Here is a 22,747-nt window from a genome sequence, read left to right as displayed (position 1 = left end):
CGGTGGATAAATTTTAGTAAACGATATGGGATCAGGCTATTTATTAGAGTTTGTAACTCACCGAGGGTATTCGGTGCCATAATCGGCAACCTATGGTTTTTATTATTTAATTTGTTCTATCAACCCTGCTAATTTCTCATGATCTTACCTATATTACATCCAGAAAACTTGCCAGGTTTATGCGGATTAGTAGCATTGCCGCCAATGCGTTCTTACCAGCGCTTAATCCATGCAATTCGACCTCTTGCGTTCAGTTCCAAGGAGATTCTGTTGGCTGCGGCTGCGGCCTTGTCTTTTGCGCCGTTCTCAGTACAGGCTTGGACTCTAGACTTTTCATCGAGGACCTATAATTTCAACGAAGCGGATGGCATTGTCCAGGTTAATGTTAATTTGGCTAACAGCTCGGGCGATTATGGTGGATGCACGATAAGTGGCGATGTGGTGGCTGTTGGAGGAAGCGCAACTGCTGGCAGTGATTATAATATTTCGGCTGGTACCTTTTCGTTCAACGCTCCTAGTGTCTTTGGGAGCGCTCATTCGGCTAGTGCGCCGGTATCGATCAATATCATTGATGATGCAGTGGTGGAAAGTGCTGAGACGGTAAATTTAGCCATCCAAAATTTAAATGAGAACTGTAGCTTTGATTCTGCGTCGGCTGGCGTGTCAGCAGTTGCCAATATCGTGGACAATGACGTTGCTCCCACTGCCACTCCCACAACGCCAACGACGCCGACAACGTCAACGCCGAATCTAAGCGCCGATCCGACCTTTACCCCCAATCAGCAATCAATTTACGAAGGTTTAACCAGCGCTTGCTCCGGCGCGAGCGGCGATTTATTGAACCGCTGCAATGAAATCAACAACGCCGACCTGAATGCGATCATTCCCGATGCCGTTGCCGCGCAAGGCGCGGCAGCCGTGGATTTCGGTTACAAACAATTGTCCGTGGTGCATGGCCGCATCGTGAATCTGCGTAATTCCCAGCAGCAAAGCTCCTCGTTACTGGGTTATTCCACCATCAATATCAACGGTGAAACGATACCGGTAGGCAAGGCTTTGATGACGGCATTGGGTCCGGCGCGGGGCGGTGCCGCTGGCGATGATCCAAACGACCAACTGTTCCGCGATAGCCCTTTGGGCTTCTTTCTGAAAGGTCAATTCAATGTCGGCGAAAAAGCCAATACCAGCAGCGAACGAGGTTTTAAAGCCGACAGGAAAGCGGTGACGTTTGGCATGGATTACAGCATTATGGATGAACTAGTGCTGGGCGCGGCATTCGGCTACGGCTCTACCGACACCAATTACAATTTAAATAGCGGCAGCATGTCGGCCGATGCATTCGAGTTTTCGTCTTACGGCAGTTATTTCTTGCCGCAGTCATTTTATATAGACTGGATAATGAGCTACGCGCTGCATTCGTTTGACATCAATCGGCGCATCCAATACACCGGATTCGACAATACGGCCACTAGTGCCGTCAATGGCGACCAGTACGGCTTTAGTTTAGGGTTTGGTAAAGATTTTGCGTTACAAAGTTTTGTGATTAATCCCTATGTAAGACTGGATTACAGCAAAACCAAAGTCGATAGCTATCAGGAAAGCGGCGGTGGCGGCTTGGCGATGGAGTTTGCCGGCCAGTCTATCGATTCGGCGACATCGACTATCGGCGGCCAAGCCAGCAACGCGATCAGCACCTCTTGGGGTGTGTTGTCGCCCGGCGTGCGCTTCGAATGGGTGCATCAATATTTGGACGAAAGCCGTTTGATCCAGGCGCGCTTTAGCCAGGCGGCTGCCGGCGCCGGCACATTCGCCGTAAAAACCGATACGCCGGATCGCGACTATTTCAATATCGGTACGTCGTTGGCGTTGAGTTTGCCGGAAGGTCGGGCGGGTTTTTTACGGTACGAATACCGCTTGGGGCAGGCGTATATTACCGATCATACTATCGAGCTGGGGGCCCGAATTCCGTTTTAAGGGATTTGTAGCGAATACTTTGGGGAAGGGGCCGCGCCGGGAATACCCCGTAGCGGCCGACTCTAATTCAGACTTATTTGGCGTTGGCCAATTCCGCGCGCATTTCGTCGATGACTTTTTTGTAATCAGGTTTACCGAAAATAGCCGAGCCCGCAACGAAGGTGTCCGCGCCGGCTTCCTTAATTTCACGAATATTGCCCACGTTCACGCCGCCGTCGATTTCCAGGCGGATATCAAAACCGCTGTCGTCGATAATTTTTCTGGCTTGGCGCAATTTATCCAACGCGGATGGAATGAAAGATTGGCCACCAAATCCGGGGTTAACCGACATCAGCAAAATCATATCGACTTTGTCCAGCACGTGTTCCAGATAATGTAACGGGGTGCCTGGGTTGAATACCAGACCGGATTTGCAACCCAGGTCTCTGATCATTTGCAGTGAACGATCAATGTGTCTGGAGGCTTCGGGGTGGAAGGTAATGTAGCTGGCACCGGCTTTAGCGAAATCGGGAATGATGCGGTCTACCGGTTCCACCATTAAATGGACGTCGATTGGGGCGGTTACGCCATGCTTACGCAGCGCTTCGCAAACCAGCGGACCGATAGTCAGATTGGGCACAAAATGGTTGTCCATAACATCAAAATGCACAATGTCTGCGCCCGCATTCAAGACATTAACAACTTCTTCGCCCAAGCGTGCGAAGTCTGCGGAGAGTATGGAAGGTGCAATCAGATTGTCAGCCATCTTTTGATCCTTTTGGTGAGGTTAAAAACCACCATTATAACTTCTTTCCGGCATTTGGCTAAAACAGTGGATTGATCGAACAATTTAGGGTCGCAGACGCCTGTTTCAAGCCTCAACTATCAGCTGATTACCAGCGCTTGATTGTTGTTAGGCTGGTAGTCGGTCAGAAATTTTTCGAATTCCGCTATCGGTAGCGGCTTGCTGGTCAAATAACCCTGATAAAGATCGCATTGCCTGCTCTTTAGAAAAGCCAGTTGCTCAGCGGTTTCCACACCTTCCGCAACCACTCGCATGCGCAACGTTTTTGCCATGGCGATAATCGTGGCGGTGATTTCCATATCGTCCGTGTGTTTAGGAATGTCTTCAATAAAACTTTTATCAATTTTTAAGACATCCAGCGGAAATAGTTTCAAATAAGCCAGCGACGAATAACCGGTGCCAAAATCGTCAATGGCCAGATGCACACCCAACCCATGCAACTTATGCAGAATTTCGATAGCTTCTTTTTCGCGCTTCATCAGGGCGCTTTCAGTGAGTTCGAGTTCCAGATACTCGGCTGGAAAACCGGTTTCTTCCAGAACCTTGGCGACCACATCGCTGATGTCGCTATGCAAAAATTGTTGCGGGGACAGGTTAACCGCCAGACGCAAGGGCGGAAAACCGGCTTTTCGCCAGCGCTGGCCGTTGCGGCAGGTTTCTCTCAACACCCAATTGCCGATACTGGTAATCAGACCGGTTTCCTCGGCAATCGGGATGAAGCGCAGCGGCGGTATCAGTTCGCCGCTGGCAGTCTGCCACCTGACGAGGGCTTCTGCACCCACTACCGCGCCATTATCGATGCATATTTGCGGTTGAAAAAACACCCGCAATTCGCCTTGCTCGATAGCTTGCCGCAGGCGGATTTCGATGTCGATGCGTTCGCGCGCCGCGCGAGTCAAATCTTCCGAGAAGTATTTGAAACGATTGCGGCCTTCGTTTTTGGCTTGATACAAGGCCGTATCGGCTTGCTGGATCAACTCGTCCGGCGAACCACCATGCTCGGGAAACATGGCAATGCCGACACTGACGCCGATGCGTACCTCATGACCACTGGGTAGTTGCCAGGTTTGGTTCAAAGCGCTGATGATTTGCGTGGCGACATGGGCCACCATTTCCGGTTGGTTGACTTCTTCCAACAATACTACGAACTCGTCGCCGCCGAGTCGGCAAATAGTATCGCTGGTACGCAGCCGGGTAGTCAGGCGCTCGGCCACCATTTGCAGTAAATCGTCGCCGGCCAAATGGCCGAAGCTGTCGTTGACGTCTTTGAAGCGGTCCAAGTCCAGCATCAACACCGCCATCTTGTTGGCTTGGCGGCGGGCTTTCTCGATATTGTGTTGCAGGCGCGACAGGAACAGCATGCGGTTCGGCAACTTGGTCAGCGGGTCGTGGTGGGCCAGGAATTCCAGTTCCATCTCCGAAGCCTTCAGCTTGGAAATGTCGGCAAACACGCCCACATAGTGACTGATCTCGCCATTGCCGTCGCGCACGGTGCTGATGCTTAATAGTTCAGGATACACTTCTCCGCATTTGCGGCGATTCCAAATTTCGCCTTGCCAATGATCCGTCGTGGCAATATTGGCCCACATTTCCCGGTAAAAATCGGCGTTATGGCGGCCGGAACTCAGGATGCCGGGACTATTCCCGATCACATCATGATTGGTGAAGCCGGTGATATCGGTAAACGCCCTGTTGACCATCGTAATCCTGCGCCGGGAGTCGGTAACCATCACGCCTTCACGCGTGCTTTCAAACACGGCGGCGGCTTGTCCCAAGCGCTCCTCGTTGGCTTTGATGTCGGAAATATCGGTAATGGTGCCGACGTAACCGCATAATCCGCCGGCTTCATCCAGTTCCGGCTCGGCGCGGCCCACCACCCAGTGCACACTGCCATCGGCATGTTGAAAACGGTACTGCATATTGAATGGCAGTAGGGCTGAAACGCAGCGCTGCCATTCGGCAATGACCGACTCTCGGTCTTCGGCAAGCAAACCGACTATCCAGCCGTCACCATGTGAGTTAATAAAATGCAAACCGGTGATCTCGCACCAGCGGTGATTGACATAGTCGCATTCACCTTTTTCATTGGTACGAAAAATCCCAACCGGGGCAATTCTCGATAAGGTATGGAAGAGTAATTCGCTCTCCTGCAAGGCAATCTCCGCTTGCTTGCGGGCGGTTATGTCGCGCAAGCCAATGACATAGGCCGCAGAGCCTTCCCATTCCAGTGGTGCGGAACGCAGTTCCGCCCAGGCTATGCCGCTGGGACGAATCAGGTTAATGTCTTGAAATTGAATTTTGTCAGCAGGAATCGGAATTGCTAAGGAATGGCCGATCAGGCTGCCGCGTTCCAGTAATTGTTCTGCTGCCTGATTGGCATAAATAACGTTGCCTTGCGGGTCGACCACCATCACGCCGTCGGTAATGGTGTCGAGGATCAGATTGAGTTGTTTGAGTGTTTGTGGCATTTAGGGGGTACGACGCGGCATCAAACGATCACTGTCTGCACACCTGTACCAACATTTTGGGTAGTGATTGCCGCCATCACCGACGACATCCGGGAAAGATCGCCCAGCAGCTTTAATACCGGTTCCGGCAGGTCGCGCACCAGCATCGGTGTGGCAAATATTTCTTTTTCCAAAGCTTTTTCCGGCATGCCCAATACTTCGACCACGTCGAATACCCAATGGCCGGGCTCGTAAATGCCGGCCAGCACCGCGCTGATTTGCTCGACCAGCCTGCGGGTTTCCGGATTTAGCGACACCACATATAAGGTCAAAACCAGTTTATGGTGGTTGGCGCGACGTTCTTCATGGACTTTGGCGATATGTACCACTTGCGCGATATTTCTGATTTGCGATGCCGACAAGGGCTTGCTGGCCAGTTCGAATTGCAAGCCTTCATCATGGGCGTCTTTCAGTTGATCCATGAATTCGGCGGCAAAGGCCGTGACGATATAGACATTCAGGCTGTTGTCCAAGGCCTTCAGGCGACGTAAGGTTTCCACGCCGTCGATGCCGGGCATGCGTAAATCCAGAAATATCAAATCGGGACGATCGGCTTCAACCATGGCGATACCTTGCAGACCATTCTCGGCTTCGCGAACCTTATAGCCTTCCTCTTCCAGAATCAGCTTGAAGGCGCCGCGTACCGCAGGGTCGTCGTCAATCACTAGAATATTGTTTACCATCGCCTCTGTCTCAATCCGTTAAAAAAATACTAATAGTGGGGGAATTTTAACCGTATGCGGCAACCTTCGCCAATGCGACTTTCCACCGCTATCGAGCCATCGGCATCCTGAATCAGACGGCGAGTGACCGATAAACCCAGGCCGGTGCCCTGGCCGGGTGGTTTGGTGGTAAAGAAGGGGTCGAACATGCGGCCTTGCACCTCGTCGGGGATGCCGGGGCCGTTGTCTTTTATAATCAACTCTAGCATTTTTTCCGCGGAGCTGACGCTAATTTCAATGACAGGTTGCGCAATGCCGCGCAGCGCATCGCGGGCATTGATTAAGAGATTGATCAGAATCTGTTGCATGCTTTCTGCGGTGCAGGCGAGTTTGGGCAAGTTTTCCGGTATCTCGGTGCGAACTTGGATAGCGGTTTTGCGCAATTCGCCTTCCAGTAACAACAAGGTTTGGCCTAAAACCTCTTCCAGCGAGCAACTGCCGGTTTGCGTGTTTTTTTGATGCATGAACACCAGCATATTCGAAACAATGTTTTTGATACGTTGAATTTGCTGCAAGGCTTGCGCGAGCACTTGTTTGGATTTGGCGTCTTCAGTGCGGTCCGAGACAAATTCGACGAAGTTCATCACGCCCATCAGTGGGTTGTTGATCTCATGGGCCACGCCGCCGACCAGCGTGCCGAGTGCCGACAACTTTTCCATTTGCAGCATATGATCCTGATTTTCCTGTAATTGTTTATAAGCTTGGCGGGTTTGTTCCAGTAAGCGGGCATTTTCCAACGAAATAGCGGCTTGCGCGGTCAATAGCTCGGTCATGCTGATTTTTTCCGGAGTGAATACGCCTTCGGATAGCCGGTTTTCCAGATACAGCAGACCGATTAACTCACTTTGCTTGATGACCGGCAAACACAATACCGAGCGTAAGCCGAACGCCACAACCTCGGGAGCATTTTGAAAATCACCTTCACTACAGGCATCGCTCAGCACGACTTTTTCGTGGGTGCGTTGCACGTAATTGACGATGGCGTGGCAGATGCCGCGCACCTTGTTCAAGCCGTAATAGTGCTTATGTATCGTGCGCTTTTTACCGACGTGCTGCTCGGCGGCGACCAAGAGCTCGTCATTTTGTTTGATCAGCAAGTAACCGTGTTGGGCTGCGGAGCTTTCCAACACCACGGCCATGATTTTTTGCATGAGTTGAGTCAGATCGATTTCCGCCGATAACGCCAGCGCCGACTTCATCAAATAGCTGATGTCCAGACTAGGTAAGGTAGTGGGCGCCGGGTGGGGTTTGGCTATTCTGGCGCCGGTTTCCGGGCTGACGTATTGATGACGCTCCTGTAGCCGGTTGTTTTTCGCGTCCGCACGGCATAGACGGTAATGGCGGCGGGCTTCGCCGTAATACAGTTCCGCATCGCCCAGGCCATGTTTCAGGGTCAGATCGGCCAGCGCTTCGTATAGATGGCCGGTCAGTACGCCATAGTTCTGTGCCAGCGATAGGGCGATGGCATCCAGATACAGATTGCGCGCGTCGCGATATTGGCCATGCTGATTGGCTAATTCCGCATGTATAAACATCACGTAGGGCTTTAACAAGGGACCGAGTTGCCCCCACACTTCCAGTTCAGCGAGCAAGGGCGGAATTTCGGAATCGATTCGCGCATCATCCGTTTCCGAGCGCAGCAGGTTCAAGATCCGAAATACATACCAAAGACGTTTCAAGACATTGTCGGTTAAACCATGCAAATAGTTTTCCACGGTTTTCAAGGATAGTGCCGCCGAACTATAGTCGCCCAGGTAATATTGGGCAAAACCCAGTAATGCGAAGTAACTGCCGGTAGCGGCAACATAATTATTGGCTTGCCAGTCAGCCAGGGTCGCTTGCATATCGAGCTGACCGCAGTCGGGCTTCATCGGCAATACCCAGCCGGCCATTACTGCTTGCGCCAGACCTATCGAAAACGACAGCTGGTTTTTACGGGAAAATTGTAAACACTCCTCGGCGGCTTCCTCGACCCAGCGCAGGTTTTTACCCTGGGCAATTAGATTCCACATCAGCGGGCCGTAGGACAAGCCGGCGTTGTATAAATCGCCGCAGTTCTTCCCGGATTGAATAGCTTTATGCGCGTAATCGACAATATCGGCGGGGTGGCTACGCGAGTGCATATTGCACCAGACGATGCCGTTCATGCCTCTGGTAGCGCCAAAGGTGTTGGGGTATTTGGCGCAAAGGTCGTGAGCCAAATCCTGATAGCGAAACGCCTGCGCGAATTTGCCTTGTTCGCCCAGATTTAGGCCCATGATGGAAAACGAATAAATCACCGATTCGTCCATGCCGCCTTCCAGACAATGCAAGGTGGATTGGGCGGCGGACAAATACAGCTGCGGCACCAGACCGCACATGTATAAATCCGGAATCAACTCGCTATAAAAAGCCAGTTCGATTTTGCTCTGCCGCTGTTCGGTAAACGGCATGTTTAGGATTTTTTGCCAGACATCGTCTTGCTGTTCGATGATCTGCATCAGATTTTCCATACGTTGCCGGGCTTGCTCGGGATCGTCGGGAATGGACTTGTTGAAATAAGCCAAGCCGCGATTGGCAGTGGCGATAGCTTGTTTGAAGTTGCCGAACGAGGATAGCGAAGTGGTCTGATCGGCCAGCGCTTCGGCTTTGTCCAGGTCGCTGACCGCATGCTCGATCAGCCGATTCAATAAAGCTTCCGAGCTGTCGTAGCGGCCGCACATCAGATCGGTTTTTGCCAGGCGTTGATAAATCCTAAACGTCAGCGCGTAGGCCGTTTCCCAACAATCGGTCGGCAGATAATTGTGGGCCTTCAGGAAAAATTCGTTGGCGGCATCGCCGGCTAGAGCATCCAGGGCTTTATTGCCGGCGTTGAAGTTGATATTCACCAGCCAATAGGCGGTTTGCTCGTCGAGTATAGCCGGGCAACCCTGATTGAGATGGGCGGCGATGGTGAATAAATTGTCCAGGCTGACCAGCTCGGCACCAGGCGGAACCACAGACAGTAGGCGATTGCCTATGCGCCAATGGATGCCGGGGCGGGACGCGGCGTCAACTTGTTGCAATACCGCTTCCTGCACCCGGTCATGGACAAATTGCAGGTCGGCTTTATTTTCCAGCAAGAGCCCCATGCTTAATACCGGTTTTAAATCCTCGAACAGCTGCTCGATGGGTTTGTCCAGCACCAGCCCGACATCCTCGGCAGTAAAGCGATTGCCCATGCATGCGCAGTGGTAAAGGATGTGTAAAGTCCGGCTTGGCAATTTACGCACTTTGGCACTGAACAGCTCCACCACGCTGGCCGGCATTTGCGTGTCGCGGATGCGGTTCATATCCCATTGCCAGTGCTGTTTGGCGTCGATACCGAGTAAACCTTCGTTGTACAACCAGGCCAGACTTTCACTGACAAACAAGGGGTTGCCTTCGGTCAAATGCGCGATAAAGTCGGCCAAATTTGCCGTGGCGGTTAGCGACGAATCCAGAATGTAGGCGACCATTTCGTGGCAGTCGGCGTCGCTGAGTTCGGTGAGATGAATCTCGGCCAGCGGGTCGGCGTTTTCTTGCACGCTACGAATCAGTTTCGTCAGGGGGTGATCTTGGTCCACTTCGTTGTGACGATAAGCGCCCATAAAAAACAAATAAGGGTGTTCGCGATGATTGGTGAACAGGTTTTGCAAGAAATCGAACGTGGCACTGTCGCACCATTGCAGATCGTCGATGAATAAGACCAAGGGATTTTCTTCGCTGGCCAGACAGGCTAGAAAGCGGCCGAACAGATTGTTGAAACGATTACGGGCTTCCACCGGCGGCAAGGGCGGGGCTTCGGCTTGCGGGCCGATGATGAATTCCAGCTCCGGCACCACGTCGACGATCACCCCGCCGGCATTGTCCAGCGCTTCGAGAATTTTTGTGGACCAATCATTTACTTGCGCGTCGCTTTCGGTCAGAAAGGTGCGTATCAGATTGCGCAAGGCCTGGATCAGCGAACTGTAGGGAATATTTTTTTGGTACTGATCGAACTTGCCGGAGCTGAAATAACCGCGATTTTTCACCAACGGTTTTTGCAGTTCCTGAATCAGCCGGGTTTTGCCTATGCCGGATAGACCGGAAATAAACACCGAACGAAACTGGCCTTGGGTTACCTGACTATATTCCTGGCGAATAAGCTCGGTTTCGCTTTCCCGGCCGACCATTTTCGAAATGAAAATCACCCGACGGCTGCGGTCATGCTGGCCTATACCAAAATCCGATACGCTGCCGGTAATTTCGTGTTCTTTCTGGCAGCGCAACAAATCCGCCAGCAAGCCGGAGGCGCTCTGATAGCGTTTTTCCGGTTGTTTCAAAATCAGTTTGGCGATGATTTCGCTCAGCGTGTTGGGAATGCCCGGGCTGATATCGTGGACTTTGACCGCCTCCTCGGCCAGATGCGAGTGAATCAGTTCCAAGGGATCAGCGGAAAAAAACGGCAAGCGGCCCGTCAGCAGTTCGTAAAACACGATGCCCAGCGAATATAAGTCGGTGGAGAAATCAACCCGGTAGTTGATGCGGCCGGTTTGCTCCGGCGAGGTATACGCTAAGGTGTTGCGGACAAACTCCGGATCGTAAATGAAATGACTGACATCGCGGATGTCCAACGGCGTAATGAAATCGGTCAAACGCAGATTCAAACTGCCGGATTGCACCAAAATATTGTGCGGTTTGATGCCGCCATGAGTGATGCCGGCATCATGCACCGATTGCAAGGTGTCGGCTAATGAGCAGGCCAGCGTAAAAAAATCGGCTAAATTCACCGCCTGCTGTTGGGTGATCCAAGCGTTTAATGATTGGCCGTTGAACCATGGTTGCACGATGAATTGATCGCCGTCGTTGGATTCCAAAGCCAACGGCGTGCAGACGCGCGGGTCGTGCAATACTTTCAGACGTTCGATTTTTTGCCGCAGGTGCCGGGATTGGTCGTCCCAACTGGACAATAGTTTCAGGCATTTAACCACCAGCGGGTATTCCGGCACATGTTTATGGTAGCCCTTATAAACCGTGGCTTGCAGGCTTTCTCCGAGTTTGTCGGTCAGCACGTAGCTGTCCAGTTGCGGAGCGTTTTTGAGCGGAACTGTTCTGGTGCTTATATCGATCATGCGTTGGCGACTGGGAGTATTAACGCGATTTTCGCGGCAGTTCCGGGAGCGGGCTGTTTTATAATTCTAGTCTTGTTTTGACTCAGCAGGATTAGCCATGGCCGCGACAGCCTCCAATATGCTGCCTCTAGGCAGTATCGCTCCAGACTTTTGTTTGCCGGATACCGTGTCCGGCCGCAACTATGCCTTGCAGGACTTGAAAGGCGAACGCGGCACCTTGATTTTGTTTATCTGCAACCACTGCCCGTATGTGTTGCACATTAAAGAGCAGTTGATCGCTATTGCCCGGCAATACGCCGCCTCAGGCATTGCGACGGTGGCGATCAGTGCCAATGACATCGAAAACTACCCGCAGGATGCGCCGGATAAAATGCAGCAGATGATGGTGGAATGGGGGCATCCCTTTGCCGCGTATTTGTACGACGAATCGCAGGCGGTGGCCAAGGCGTATCAGGCGGCCTGTACCCCGGATATTTATCTGTTCGATGCCGGTCTGGCTTGCGTTTATCGGGGCCGCCTGGACGGCGCCACGCCGAAGAATGCGGTGCCGGTAACCGGCGAGGATTTGCGCAGGGCCTTGGATCAGTTGCTGGCCGGACAGCCTATCGACGCGGCACAAATTCCCAGCATCGGCTGTAATATCAAATGGAAACATGCGGAGTAGTTGACGGTAATCCGGAGCAGGTTACCACCCTGGTAAAAACCGCTGTTTAGGTGTTTGATCTTTTCTGACTTCTGCCTGTGCAGAAGCGCTCTCAGACTTTGCCGTGCACTTTTTAGCGTTGTATATCGTCGAATTGCTCAACCAACATATCAAGTTCTTTGCTGAGTTCCGAGACACCGCCGCTGGCCGTGCTGGCATGAACCGCATGCTCTGTGGTTTGTCGCGATAAGGTGCCGACGGCTTCTACCGTTCTGGAAATTTCTTCGGAAACGATATGCTGTTGTTCGGCGGCGCTGGCGATCTGCACGATCATGTCGTTAATAATATTGACCGACAGCGTGGTTTGTTGCAGCGATTCGGTGGAGTTTTTTCCGTGTTCCGCACCGGTTGCCGCCATTTCCCTGACTTTAGCCATTTCCTGTACGGCGTTGTTCACGCCGGAGCGCAGGCCGTCTATCATTTTGTGAATTTCCTCCGTGGATTTTTGTGTGCGTCCGGCCAAGGTTCTGACTTCGTCGGCCACCACCGCAAATCCCCGGCCTTGCTCGCCGGCTCGCGCCGCTTCAATGGCGGCATTGAGTGCCAAAAGGTTAGTTTGTTCGGCAATCCCTTGAATCACATCAAGTACGCCGCCGATTTTCTTGCTGTGATCGGCCACAATTTTGATGACCGTTTCGGCTTGGTCGACCGCGATCACTAAGCGGTCTATCATTTGGATGGTATTGTTGACCCGCGATAGCGTCTCTTGCGATTGCTGATTGACGTCGTTGGCGGCTTGGGCGGCGTTGGCTGCGCTGCGGGCTACCTCGCTGACTGTGGCGCTCATTTGGTGTATCGCCGATGCAATCTGTTCGATTTCCGACAGCTGCCTATCCATTGCCACGCTGACTTGGTTGACTGCTCTGTAACTCGTATCTGCTTTGCCTGCCAAGGGCTCGGTCGCTTGAGTTAGACGGCGAATGATGGTTCTGGATTTTGCTTTTAACAGTTTCACCGCCAACAGTAATTGCCCAACCTCGCTGCTGTCAGCGGTGTAAATCTGCTGCATCACCGGATTGTCGATAACCCCGCGTGCTTCCGCCGCGGCAACTTTTAAGGGTTGTAAAACTAAAGAAAGCCAGGCATAACCGGCAGCTAGAGGGGCGGCAAAAACTGCTGCCGCTACCCCAAAACCGCTAGTCTCGGTCATGTATAGGCTGACGGCGGTCGTCAATTGAATCAGCGCAAACCCGGCGGTCAGTTTGCCGGACAAACCGATGCGGCTCAGAGGCGAATCGATATTTTTGCCGTTGTTCAGTTTTTCGTAGACAGTATTGGCACGGGCTACGCTAGTGCTGTCCGGTTTAACCCGCACCGATTCGTAGCCGACGATCTTGCTATTTTCGAAGCGTGGTGTGACAAAAGCATCCACCCAGTAATGGTCACCGTTTTTACAGCGATTTTTGACGATACCCATCCACGGCCGGCCGCTCTTCACGGTTTGCCACAAATCGGCGAATGCGGCGGACGGCATGTCGGGATGGCGAACGATGTTATGGCTTTGGTTTAACAGCTCTGTCGTGCTAAAGCCGCTAATCTCCAAAAAATCTTGATTGACATAATTGATCTTGCCGGCGGGATCGGTCCCGGAAGTGATGGTGGCCGAAGACGCGTAAATCACTTCACGCTGGGTAATAGGTAAATTTTTTCTCATTTTTTATGGGGTAGGCAGAGATAGAAAGGTAAGTCCCCACGCAAGCGTTTGCTGACTTGGCTGTACCGCTATTGTTAATGAAGTATAAAGGGCTTTAACGCGTTTGCAAAAACCGGCCAATGATTAGGGTTTGGTATCCGCGCCGGATTTTGTTGTTAGATACCGGCGATGCACTATGCTTGCAACGGAAAAACCTAAAAAGAGGATGGAAATGACAGAATATCAATCACGGCAGTTGCAATTCAGCGGTAGCGGTGGCGAGTATTTCCGGATTTGGATCGTCAATGTCTGCTTGAGTATTGTCACTTTGGGAGTTTACTCCGCCTGGGCCAAAGTCAAACGTAATCAATATTTTTACCGGCACACTACGTTAGCCGGCGCGAGTTTTGACTATCACGGCGATCCTAAGGCGATTTTGAAGGGACGGATCGTCGCCTTTTTATTGTTTGCTTGCTATACCTTGGTCGGTAAATTCGATCAGGTGGCGGGGTCGGCTATTCTGCTGGTGATCATAGTCGCCATGCCCTGGCTGCTGATGCGTTCGCTCCGCTTCAGGCTGCATAACACCAGCTACCGGGGCTTACGTTTTGCCTTTCATGGCAGCACCGGGGCGGCGTATTTCAATTTTCTGCTATTGCCGGTGTTGTCGGCGTTGACCCTGGGTTTGCTCTGGCCGCTGGCGCAACAGCGCATGGCCCGTTATACCCGTGAAAACAGCACGTATGGCAGCGAGTTTTTTAAGTTCTTCGCCGGTAGCGGCGCTTATTACCGTATCTATTTTATGACGATATTTATCGGCGTATTAGTGTTTGCCGGTCTGATGACCAGCGTCATGTTGCTCGGGAGCAAAGAGCTGATTCCGGTGGAGGCAGACCAATTGGTGGCGATGAGCGTCTTGGTAGCCTCGATAGGTACATATTTGGCCTTGTTTTTACTGGCTTATCCCTATGTTGCGGCGCGTTTGCAGAACTTAGTCTGGAATAACACACAATTGGGGCCGCATGGCTTTCAGGCCCAGCTGCGGGCGCGGGAGATGCTGGGCATCATGTTTGGTAATGTACTATTGACTTTGTTGACCTTGGGCTTGTACAAGCCGTTTGCCGACATCCGCTTGGCGCGTTATCGCATCGAGCACGTGGCCTTATTGCCGCAGGGCAGCATTGACGATTTTGTGGCCGGTTTGCAGACTAATAGTTCCGCCGCCGGCGAGGAAATGGCCGAGATGTTCGATTTCGATATTGCCTTGTAAATGTGGCTCACGGCTGTTTACTACGACGGGCGGCAAGCCCGGCCGCATCCCGTCACCCTCTGTGTGGAAGGGGATAAACTGTTGTTGCAGGGCCGGGACATTGTGCGGCGCGAAGAGTTAAACGGTCTGAAAATTCCGCCGCCGCTCGGCAGCACGCCGCGCCTGATTTTGTTCGCCGACGGCGGCCGCTGCGAAGTGGCAGACCGGCAAGGCTTTGCCGAGATGTTGCAGGATGCAGGAAATAGCGCGGTGGCGGGTATGGAGAATAGCTGGTGGTATGCGTTGGCAGCGCTGCTGTTAACTTTGAGCCTGCTTGCCGTTGTGTATTTGTTTGGACTGCCTTATGCGGCGCGGGTCGTGGCGGACCGGGTGCCGGTTTATCTGCTGGAGCGGATGGATAATCAGTTTTTCGCCAGCCTCGATCAAACCTTGTTGATGCCCAGTAAACTAGCCGAGGAACGTCGGCACACCCTTCAGGATGGCTTGCGGCGCCTGGTCTTGCCGCCGGGTGAGGACCGACCGGCGCACATTGAATTTCGCGGTAGTCCGACATTGGGCGCCAACGCCTTTGCGTTGCCCGGCGGCAGCGTGTTGGTACTCGACGACCTGGTAAATTTGGCGAGTAACGACCAGGAAATTTTGGCGGTGCTGGCCCATGAAATGGGTCATGTTCATGAAAAACATGCCTTGCGGCAAATGTTACAGGCTTCCGTGGTCGGTTTGGCGATGGCTTGGTACATTGGCGATGTCAGTAGTCTGCTGGCCGTCGCACCGACCGTATTATTACAAACCCGCTATTCGCGCGATTTCGAACGCCGGGCCGATGCTTTTGCCGCCGAATTGTTGCGCGCTAACGGTATTCCGGTTAGCCGGCTGGCCGATATATTGGAAAAACTGGAGGCCGCTCATCAAACCGCCGCGCCGAAACAGCCGGTAGAATCGGTTGAAGCGCTGGATTATTTATCCAGCCATCCTAATACCGAGGAACGCATCAAACGTCTGCGCGGTCAGTAAAATTGTCCGAGGCTCTTATTGTGCGGTAGGCCAATTAATGTTCATTAGGAGAACAAAAACGCATGAAATGTATTTTCCCCGTTGCGCTGGCTTGTTTGCTTACATTCAGCGGAACCGGCTGTTCCTATAATGCCAAGTCCGATCACCACGCACAAAATCGCAAAGTGCATCACTTGGTTATCGTTTGGTTGAAACAGGCTGGCGACGAGAAACTCCGGCAACAATATATCCAAGACAGTGAAGGTTTGGCTAAATTGCCGGGCGTGTTGGCTTACGCTGTCGGTACACCGGCGGCGATTAATCGCGGACGCGCGAATGCCGCGTTAGATGAAAGCTATGATGTGGCGGTTTCCAGCGTTTACGAAAGTCAGCAGGCTTACGAAACGTTTTTGCAGAATCCGGAATATCTGCGCGTGGCGCAGCAGGTTTTGCGGCCCTTGGTGGACAAATATAAGGTTTACGACTTTATTGAATGATGCCGACAGTCTGCGGCAGCAAGTTTGAGTCGGGTTGGGCGCTGGCCACAACCCGAGTTATTGGGTCTATTTTTTCAAAGCCGCTGCTTCTGCGGCGCGGCGGGTAATTTCCGCCCAATCGCCGGCATCGACCAAGTCGGAGGGGGCCATCCAGGAGCCACCTACGCAAGCGACGTTGCTCAAGGCCAAATACTCAACCGCATTTTTGGGGTTGACACCACCGGTCGGGCAGAAGGTCACTTGCGGCAGCGGGCCGCCGATGGATTTCAGCATTGGAATGCCGCCCGCCGCTTCGGCCGGGAAAAACTTCATCGCGGTAATGCCTCTGTCCATCAAACGCATCACTTCGCTAGGCGTGATCACGCCGGGTAAAATCGGCACGCCGGAAGCCAAGGCCGCATCCAGCAAGCTGTCGGTGACGCCGGGGCTGACGATGAATTCCGCGCCGGCATCAATGGCGTTTTTCAGTGTTTGAATGTTGATGATGGTGCCGGCACCGACAATCGCGCCCGGCACTTCGGCTTTGATGCGCCGAATTGCATCCAGCGCCACCGGCGTGCGCAAGGTGATTTCCAATACTTTCAATCCACCTTCCACCAGCGCGCGCGCCAAGGGTACGGCTTGGTCGAGTTGGTTGATAACCATCACCGGCATTACCGGCGAGGTGGTCATGACTTCTTTTATTGATACGGTCATTTCTTATTTTCCTAATGTGATGGTGTTTGGATAAACCCGCGCAATGAAGCGTGTCTGGTTAACGAAACGATAATAGCCAAACGTCTTGGTCTTATACCGTATAAGTCGTTGAGGCCGTCTTGCCGCCGCGTCCGGTCCAGTCGGTATGAAAAAACTCGCCTCTGGGCCGGTCGGTGCGTTCATACGAATGTGCGCCAAAATAGTCGCGTTGTGCCTGCAATAAATTGGCTGGCAATCTTTCGGTGCGATAGCCGTCGAAATAGGCTAGCGCAGACGAGAAGGCCGGTGTGGGAATACCCAGTTGTATGCCCAATATCACGGCTTGACGCCAACCCGCTTCGGCCTGTTTCATTGCCTCGACGAAGAAATCGGCCAGCAGCAAATTTTCCAGATCGGGATTTTGCTGGTAAGCCTGTTTGATGTCGTTCAGAAATTGGCTGCGAATGATACAGCCGCCGCGCCACATCAAGGCAATGTCGCCGTAATTCAGCGCCAGTTTGTATTCCTTGGCGGCTTCGCGCATCAGCCGAAAACCTTGCGCATAAGAAATGATTTTCGAGGCATACAGGGCTTGGCGAATAGCTTGAATCATTGCTGCTTTGTCGCCGCTAAAGCTGGCGCTGGTTTTAGGCAAGGCTTTGGCGGCTCGGATGCGCTCGTCTTTTTGCGCGGACAAGCAGCGGGCAAAGACCGATTCGCCGATCAGGGTCAGCGGTATCCCTAAGTCCAGCGCGTTGATGCCGGTCCATTTGCCGGTGCCTTTTTGGCCGGCGGTATCCAGAATGCTGTTCAGCAAGGGTTGGCCGTTGTCTTCTTTGTAAGCCAGGATGTTGGCGGTGATTTCGATCAAATAAGAGCTTAATTCGCCTTGATTCCACTCGGCAAAAATTGCCTGCATTTCGTCGGTGCTCAAGTTCAACCCTTCGGCTAACAGTTGATAAGCTTCGCATATCAGCTGCATGTCGCCGTATTCGATGCCGTTATGCACCATTTTTACGTAGTGGCCGGCACCGTTGTCGCCGACCCATTCGCAGCAAGGGTCGCCGTCAACATGGGCGCTGATGGCCTGAAAAATCGATTTAACCGCCGGCCAAGCTGCTTTGTTGCCGCCGGGCATGATGGAAGGGCCGTGCCGCGCGCCTTCTTCCCCGCCGGATACGCCGGTACCTATGTAGAGCAGGCCTTTTTCCTGCAAATATTGGGTGCGGCGGTTAGTGTCTGTAAACAGCGAATTGCCGCCGTCAATGATAATGTCGCCCTCTGACAGCAAAGGTATTAAGTCGTCAATATATTGATCCACGACAGCCCCAGCCTTGACCATCAACATGATCTTGCGTGGTGACTCCAGACTGTTCACCAGTTCTTGCAGAGAGTGTGTACCGATGACTTGGGTGTTTTTGGCGGCCCCCTCCAAAAACTCATCGACTTTGCTGGTGGTGCGGTTATATACCGCTACCTTGAAGCCGTGGTCGTTCATGTTCAGGACTAAATTCTGTCCCATGACCGCCAGGCCGATCAAACCGATATTTGCTTTCATGTGCGTGCCTACTGTAAACGTTGTCATTGTTGGGTTATTACACAATGTTGCTTAATTCTGGTTTCAAGAAAGTCGTCCTTCCGAGGAAGGACGGATTTGGCAAAGTGAAACTAAGACGGCATTGCTTAAAACGCGTGAATATCAGTCCACGAAAAACAGATTGGTTGCCCCGGTTTCCGAGGTGGATGCGTTTGCCCGCATCGCGCCGAACAGTTCGCGACCCATACCGAAATGGTGGCCGGTAGCGCTGTTGGGAGCCGGCACGCGGGCATCGAATTCGGCTTGATCGACTTGTACGTTGACTTCGCCGGTTTGCGTGTTTAAGGCAATGATGTCGCCGTCGCGGACTTTAGCCAGCGGACCGCCGTCTATGCATTCCGGCCACATGTGGATCGCCGACGGCACCTTGCCTGACGCGCCGGACATCCGGCCGTCTGTCACCAAGGCGACATGAAAACCCCGATCTTGCAATACCCCCAGCACCGGCGTCAATTTATGCAATTCCGGCATGCCGTTGGCTTTCGGGCCCTGGAAGCGCAAGACAACGATGACGTCTTTTTCCAGTTCACCGCGCTTGAAAGCTGCTACCACATCCAATTGGTCGTCGAACACCATGGCCGGTGCGGTCACCACCTGATGTTTTTCCGCGACCGCAGAGATTTTCGAGACCCCACGGCCCAGGTTGCCGTGCATGACATGCAGGCCGCCGCCGGTGGCGAAGGGTTGCTCGACGCTACTAATGACTTCCGGATCCAATGAGCTGGCCGGCCCTGGTATCCAATCGAGCTTGCCGTTGTTAATAGTTGGTACTTGGCTGTATTGAGCCATGCCGCGCTGGTCGCCGATGGTCAGAATATCGCCGTGCAGTAAACCATGTTCGAGCAATTCCTGGATCAACAAACCCATGCCGCCGGCAGCCTGGAACTGATTGACGTCGGCCGGGCCGTTCGGATAAATCTTGGTCAATAGCGGGATGGCTTTGGAGAGGTTATCGAAATCGTCCCAGTTGATGATAATGCCGGCCGCGCGGGCGATGGCGATCAAATGGATGGTGTGGTTGGTCGAGCCGCCGGTTGCGAGCAAACCGATAATCGCGTTGATGATGGCTTTCTCGTTGATGACATGGGCAATCGGCCGGAAGTCGTCGCCCAGCGCCGTAAATTTCAACACCTGTTTGGCTGCGGCTTTCGTCAATTCGTCGCGCAGCGGGGTATAGGGATTGATGAAAGAACTGCCGGGCAAATGCAAGCCCATGATCTCCACCATCATTTGATTGCTGTTGGCGGTGCCATAGAAAGTGCAGGTGCCGGGGCTGTGGTAAGCCTTGGATTCTGACTCTAATAACTCTTTTTCACCGACTTTGCCTTCGGCGAATTTTTGCCGGGTGCGGGATTTTTCCTTGTTGGAGATGCCAGTGGTCATTGGGCCGGCTGGCACGAAAACCGCAGGCAGGTGGCCAAAGCTCAAGGCGCCGATCAGCAAACCCGGCACAATTTTGTCGCAAACGCCCAGATACAAGGCGGCGTCGAACATGTTATGGCTCAAACCAATAGCAGTGGACAACGCGATCACGTCGCGGCTGAACAGCGACAATTCCATGCCGGGCATACCTTGCGTAACCCCGTCGCACATGGCCGGTACGCCGCCCGCGAATTGCGCGACACCGCCGGCTTCGCGCACGGCCTGTTTAATCAGTTCCGGGTAGTGTTGATACGGTTCGTGTGCCGACAGCATGTCGTTGTAGGCGGAGATAATGCCGACGTTGGCTTTGACGGCATGCGATAGCGCGTCTTTTTCATTAGCGGAGCAGACGGCAAAACCGTGGGCCAGATTGGCGCAAGGCAGATTGGTGCGCTGCGGGCCGTTGGCAATAGCGGCGTCGATGCGGGCCAGATAAGCAGCGCGGCTTTCCCGGCTACGTTCCACCACGTCGGCGGTCACTTTTTCTAAAACAGGATGCATAAGCTCTCCAGGGCAGCAGATGGGGTGGTGTCGACGCGCCGAACAGCGTTTTGGAATCGAGAGTGATCAGGTTATGCGCGTCTAACCCACCCTAAAAATTAAGCGACTAAGGTGCCCAGTACAATTCCACCGGCACGTCTTCCTGATTCAATAAGCCCCGGATCGGCATATCCTCTAACGGGCCCGGTTTCTGGGCGCTGTTGAATACCGCCAACTTGTCTTCGCCGGTAAACAGAATCACGATGCGTTCGGACTTTAACAAGGCACTGCGGGTTAGGGTCAGACGTTCCGTATTGGGTCCGGTCACTTCGCTCTGAATGGCGGTGATGGCTGCGGTCAGATTTTGATTGTCTTCGCTCAACGCGTCGGCCAGGCCTTCGGCATGCGGAAACAGGGAGGCGGTATGCCCGTCCGGGCCCATGCCGACAATGCTCAGCGTGAAAGGTTGCGGCAGTTTGGCGTAGCGGGCTTCGGTTTCGGCTTGGCCTTGTTTGGCCGTGTCAGCCAGGGTTTTCATGCCGATAAACTCAACGTTTTTGGCGTTGTTGATCAGCAGACTGCGGCGAATCAGTGCCTCGTTGCTGGCGCTGTGTTGATTATCCACCCAGCGTTCGTCCACCAATGCCACCTTGATTTTTTTCCAATTCAAATCGGATTTGGATAAGGCTTCGTAAAGCGGGGCAGGGGTAGTGCCGCCGGATACCAATAAAGTCGCCTGACCGTGTTTGCTGACTGCTTCGGACAAAACATCCTGGCATTCGGCGACCAAGGCGGTAAACAGGTGGCTACGTTGTTCGAAAAAAAATTCTCTAACCATATTCGTTGTTCTCGTGATGGATACAGATTGATTACTCTTCCCAGGCGCGGCCGTCGCGGGCCAATAATGCCACGGAGGCAATCGGCCCCCAGCTGCCAGCCGGGTAAGATTTTGGTGCGCTGTGGTTTTGCGCCCAGGCGTCCTGGATCGAATCGACCCAGGCCCAGGCTTGTTCGATTTCTTCGCGGCTTAAAAACAGCGTTGTATTCCCGCGCAGGGCTTCCAGAATCAGTTTTTCATAGCCGCCGAAAATGCTGTTTTTCTTGAAGGTTTCCGAAAAACTTAAGTCCAGCTTGGTTTGTTGCAGTTTGATATTCCCGTCTATGCCCGGTACCTTGTTCAGCATCACCACATCCACGCCTTCGTTGGGCTGCAAATGGATCACCAGTTTGTTGGCCGGCAAATCGCGGAAGCTGTCCTTGAAGATGTTGTGCGGCAACTGCTTAAAGTTGACGACGATCTCGGTACGTTTGTTGGGCATGCGTTTGCCGGTACGCATATAAAACGGTACGCCGGCCCAGCGCCAGTTGTCGATGTCCACCCGAATCGCCACGAAGCTCTCGGTGGTGCTTTCCTTGTTGGCGCCTTCTTCTTCCAGGTAACCGGGTACCGCCGCGCCTTTGATGAAACCGGCGGTGTATTGGCCGCGCACGGTTTTTTCCTCCACGTTACGCACGGTGATCGGCCGCAAGGCTTTTAAAACCTTGATTTTTTCCATGTGGATGCTTTCCGCTTCCAGATCGGCAGGCGGTTCCATCGCCACGAAAGTCAGAATCTGCAGCAAATGATTTTGCAGCATGTCGCGGAGCTGGCCGGTTTTATCAAAATATTCCCAGCGGCCTTCGATGCCAATGTCCTCACCCACCGTAATCTGGATATGGTCGATGGTGTTGTGGTTCCAGTTGGTGGTGAAGATAGAATTGGCAAAACGTAGGGCCAGCAGGTTCAATACCGTTTCTTTACCCAGGTAGTGATCGATGCGATAGACCTGATCTTCTTGGAACACTTCCTCGACGACATCGTTGATTTCCTTGGACGATTTCAGGTCATGGCCGATGGGTTTTTCCATCACCATGCGCGATTCGGCGGTCAGCACCCCACAGCTTTGCAATCCCTGGCAGATGCTTTTGAACAGAAACGGTGCCACGGCGAAATAGTTAACCATCACCCGTTTTTCCGAATCGACCACGGCATTTAACTGTAAGTATTGCTCGGGTTGAGTCAGGTCGATTCTTAAGTAGGAGAGTCGATTCGACAGCCTGCCCCAGATTTCGTCGTCAATCGGGGTGTTTAAATGTGCGATCAGACTATTATGGGCAATTTCCACAAAACCAGCGCTGGTTTCATCCAGCCTATCAACGCCGATAATGCGGGTATCGGCTTCCAATAACTGGGATTTTTCCAGACGATATAGCGAGATCAGTAACTTTCGTTTCGATAGATCACCCAATGCGCCGTAAATCACCAGGTCGCAGGGTTTGTAATTTTGATTTTTCATTAGTGATACCAGGAATGAAGAAGAGGGTTGATCGGCTTTGGCA

15 protein-coding genes are annotated in these 22,747 nt (G+C 52.9%); 5 read left to right on the top strand and 10 right to left on the bottom strand.

What is annotated here, in order from left to right; all coding sequences use genetic code 11:
• Window positions 1-270: 270 nt before the first annotated feature.
• The gene (locus tag A1332_RS04265) at window positions 271-1,974 is read left to right on the top strand and encodes an autotransporter domain-containing protein (RefSeq protein ID WP_197491391.1); all 1,704 of its coding nucleotides are present in this window, start codon (window positions 271-273) and stop codon (window positions 1,972-1,974) included.
• A gap of 73 nt (window positions 1,975-2,047) precedes the next feature.
• On the opposite strand, the gene rpe is transcribed toward A1332_RS04265, so the two are convergent.
• The 4 genes from rpe to A1332_RS04245 all read right to left on the bottom strand — a co-directional run bounded on the left by rpe (window position 2,048) and on the right by A1332_RS04245 (window position 11,098).
• Window positions 2,048-2,719, bottom strand: coding sequence for a ribulose-phosphate 3-epimerase (rpe, locus tag A1332_RS04260; RefSeq protein WP_064007317.1), 672 nt, complete (start codon window positions 2,717-2,719; stop codon window positions 2,048-2,050).
• Window positions 2,720-2,838: 119 nt separating this feature from the next.
• Window positions 2,839-5,226, bottom strand: coding sequence for an EAL and GGDEF domain-containing protein (locus A1332_RS04255; protein WP_064007316.1), 2,388 nt, complete (start codon window positions 5,224-5,226; stop codon window positions 2,839-2,841).
• 20 nt (window positions 5,227-5,246) lie between these two features.
• Complete coding sequence (locus tag A1332_RS04250; protein ID WP_064007315.1) at window positions 5,247-5,948, bottom strand: response regulator; 702 nt, start codon at window positions 5,946-5,948, stop codon at window positions 5,247-5,249.
• A gap of 29 nt (window positions 5,949-5,977) precedes the next feature.
• The gene (locus A1332_RS04245) at window positions 5,978-11,098 is read right to left on the bottom strand and encodes an AAA family ATPase (RefSeq protein ID WP_064007314.1); all 5,121 of its coding nucleotides are present in this window, start codon (window positions 11,096-11,098) and stop codon (window positions 5,978-5,980) included.
• Between the two features lie 97 nt (window positions 11,099-11,195).
• On the opposite strand from A1332_RS04245, the gene A1332_RS04240 reads away from it, so the two are divergent.
• Window positions 11,196-11,762 (top strand): thioredoxin family protein, encoded by a 567-nt coding sequence (locus A1332_RS04240; protein WP_064007313.1) that lies wholly within the window; start codon window positions 11,196-11,198, stop codon window positions 11,760-11,762.
• A 112-nt stretch (window positions 11,763-11,874) separates the two neighbouring features.
• On the opposite strand, the gene A1332_RS04235 is transcribed toward A1332_RS04240, so the two are convergent.
• Complete coding sequence (locus tag A1332_RS04235; RefSeq protein WP_064007312.1) at window positions 11,875-13,455, bottom strand: methyl-accepting chemotaxis protein; 1,581 nt, start codon at window positions 13,453-13,455, stop codon at window positions 11,875-11,877.
• Window positions 13,456-13,666: 211 nt separating this feature from the next.
• On the opposite strand from A1332_RS04235, the gene A1332_RS04230 reads away from it, so the two are divergent.
• From A1332_RS04230 to A1332_RS04220, 3 genes are all read left to right on the top strand, one after another.
• Window positions 13,667-14,704 carry a YjgN family protein gene (locus tag A1332_RS04230; protein WP_160167694.1) on the top strand — a complete coding sequence of 346 codons (1,038 nt, stop codon included), beginning with the start codon at window positions 13,667-13,669 and terminating at the stop codon, window positions 14,702-14,704.
• Window positions 14,705-15,718, top strand: a complete 1,014-nt coding sequence (locus tag A1332_RS04225) for a M48 family metallopeptidase (RefSeq protein ID WP_064007311.1) — start codon at window positions 14,705-14,707, stop codon at window positions 15,716-15,718.
• A gap of 62 nt (window positions 15,719-15,780) precedes the next feature.
• Window positions 15,781-16,194 carry a Dabb family protein gene (locus A1332_RS04220; protein WP_064007310.1) on the top strand — a complete coding sequence of 138 codons (414 nt, stop codon included), beginning with the start codon at window positions 15,781-15,783 and terminating at the stop codon, window positions 16,192-16,194.
• 66 nt (window positions 16,195-16,260) lie between these two features.
• Here A1332_RS04220 and A1332_RS04215 read toward each other — a convergent pair whose 3' ends face one another.
• From A1332_RS04215 to zwf, 5 genes are all read right to left on the bottom strand, one after another.
• On the bottom strand, window positions 16,261-16,890 hold the full coding sequence (locus A1332_RS04215) for a bifunctional 4-hydroxy-2-oxoglutarate aldolase/2-dehydro-3-deoxy-phosphogluconate aldolase (RefSeq protein ID WP_064007309.1): 630 nt from the start codon (window positions 16,888-16,890) through the stop codon (window positions 16,261-16,263).
• 91 nt (window positions 16,891-16,981) lie between these two features.
• Complete coding sequence (gene gnd / locus A1332_RS04210; RefSeq protein ID WP_064007308.1) at window positions 16,982-18,427, bottom strand: decarboxylating NADP(+)-dependent phosphogluconate dehydrogenase; 1,446 nt, start codon at window positions 18,425-18,427, stop codon at window positions 16,982-16,984.
• Window positions 18,428-18,568: 141 nt separating this feature from the next.
• Window positions 18,569-20,389 carry a phosphogluconate dehydratase gene (gene edd / locus A1332_RS04205; RefSeq protein ID WP_064007307.1) on the bottom strand — a complete coding sequence of 607 codons (1,821 nt, stop codon included), beginning with the start codon at window positions 20,387-20,389 and terminating at the stop codon, window positions 18,569-18,571.
• A 106-nt stretch (window positions 20,390-20,495) separates the two neighbouring features.
• Window positions 20,496-21,206, bottom strand: a complete 711-nt coding sequence (gene pgl, locus A1332_RS04200; protein ID WP_064007306.1) for a 6-phosphogluconolactonase — start codon at window positions 21,204-21,206, stop codon at window positions 20,496-20,498.
• Window positions 21,207-21,237: 31 nt separating this feature from the next.
• Window positions 21,238-22,704 (bottom strand): glucose-6-phosphate dehydrogenase, encoded by a 1,467-nt coding sequence (gene zwf / locus A1332_RS04195; protein WP_064007305.1) that lies wholly within the window; start codon window positions 22,702-22,704, stop codon window positions 21,238-21,240.
• Window positions 22,705-22,747 lie beyond the last annotated feature (43 nt).

Source organism: Methylomonas methanica (assembly GCF_001644035.1).
GTDB lineage: Bacteria > Pseudomonadota > Gammaproteobacteria > Methylococcales > Methylomonadaceae > Methylomonas > Methylomonas methanica_A.
Note: the sequence above shows the minus strand (reverse complement) of the source record. Positions and strands in the feature narration are given on the sequence as shown.

Excerpts from the sequence above, each read along its gene's own strand:
- rpe (WP_064007317.1), bottom strand. The coding sequence starts at position 2,719 with ATGGCTGACAATCTGATTGCACCTTCCATACTCTCCGCAGACTTCGCA.
- A1332_RS04255 (WP_064007316.1), bottom strand. The coding sequence starts at position 5,226 with ATGCCACAAACACTCAAACAACTCAATCTGATCCTCGACACCATTACC.
- A1332_RS04250 (WP_064007315.1), bottom strand. The coding sequence starts at position 5,948 with ATGGTAAACAATATTCTAGTGATTGACGACGACCCTGCGGTACGCGGC.
- A1332_RS04245 (WP_064007314.1), bottom strand. The coding sequence starts at position 11,098 with ATGATCGATATAAGCACCAGAACAGTTCCGCTCAAAAACGCTCCGCAA.
- A1332_RS04240 (WP_064007313.1), top strand. The coding sequence starts at position 11,196 with ATGGCCGCGACAGCCTCCAATATGCTGCCTCTAGGCAGTATCGCTCCA.
- A1332_RS04235 (WP_064007312.1), bottom strand. The coding sequence starts at position 13,455 with ATGAGAAAAAATTTACCTATTACCCAGCGTGAAGTGATTTACGCGTCT.
- A1332_RS04230 (WP_160167694.1), top strand. The coding sequence starts at position 13,667 with ATGACAGAATATCAATCACGGCAGTTGCAATTCAGCGGTAGCGGTGGC.
- A1332_RS04225 (WP_064007311.1), top strand. The coding sequence starts at position 14,705 with ATGTGGCTCACGGCTGTTTACTACGACGGGCGGCAAGCCCGGCCGCAT.
- A1332_RS04220 (WP_064007310.1), top strand. The coding sequence starts at position 15,781 with ATGAAATGTATTTTCCCCGTTGCGCTGGCTTGTTTGCTTACATTCAGC.
- A1332_RS04215 (WP_064007309.1), bottom strand. The coding sequence starts at position 16,890 with ATGACCGTATCAATAAAAGAAGTCATGACCACCTCGCCGGTAATGCCG.
- gnd (WP_064007308.1), bottom strand. The coding sequence starts at position 18,427 with ATGAAAGCAAATATCGGTTTGATCGGCCTGGCGGTCATGGGACAGAAT.
- edd (WP_064007307.1), bottom strand. The coding sequence starts at position 20,389 with ATGCATCCTGTTTTAGAAAAAGTGACCGCCGACGTGGTGGAACGTAGC.
- pgl (WP_064007306.1), bottom strand. The coding sequence starts at position 21,206 with ATGGTTAGAGAATTTTTTTTCGAACAACGTAGCCACCTGTTTACCGCC.
- zwf (WP_064007305.1), bottom strand. The coding sequence starts at position 22,704 with ATGAAAAATCAAAATTACAAACCCTGCGACCTGGTGATTTACGGCGCA.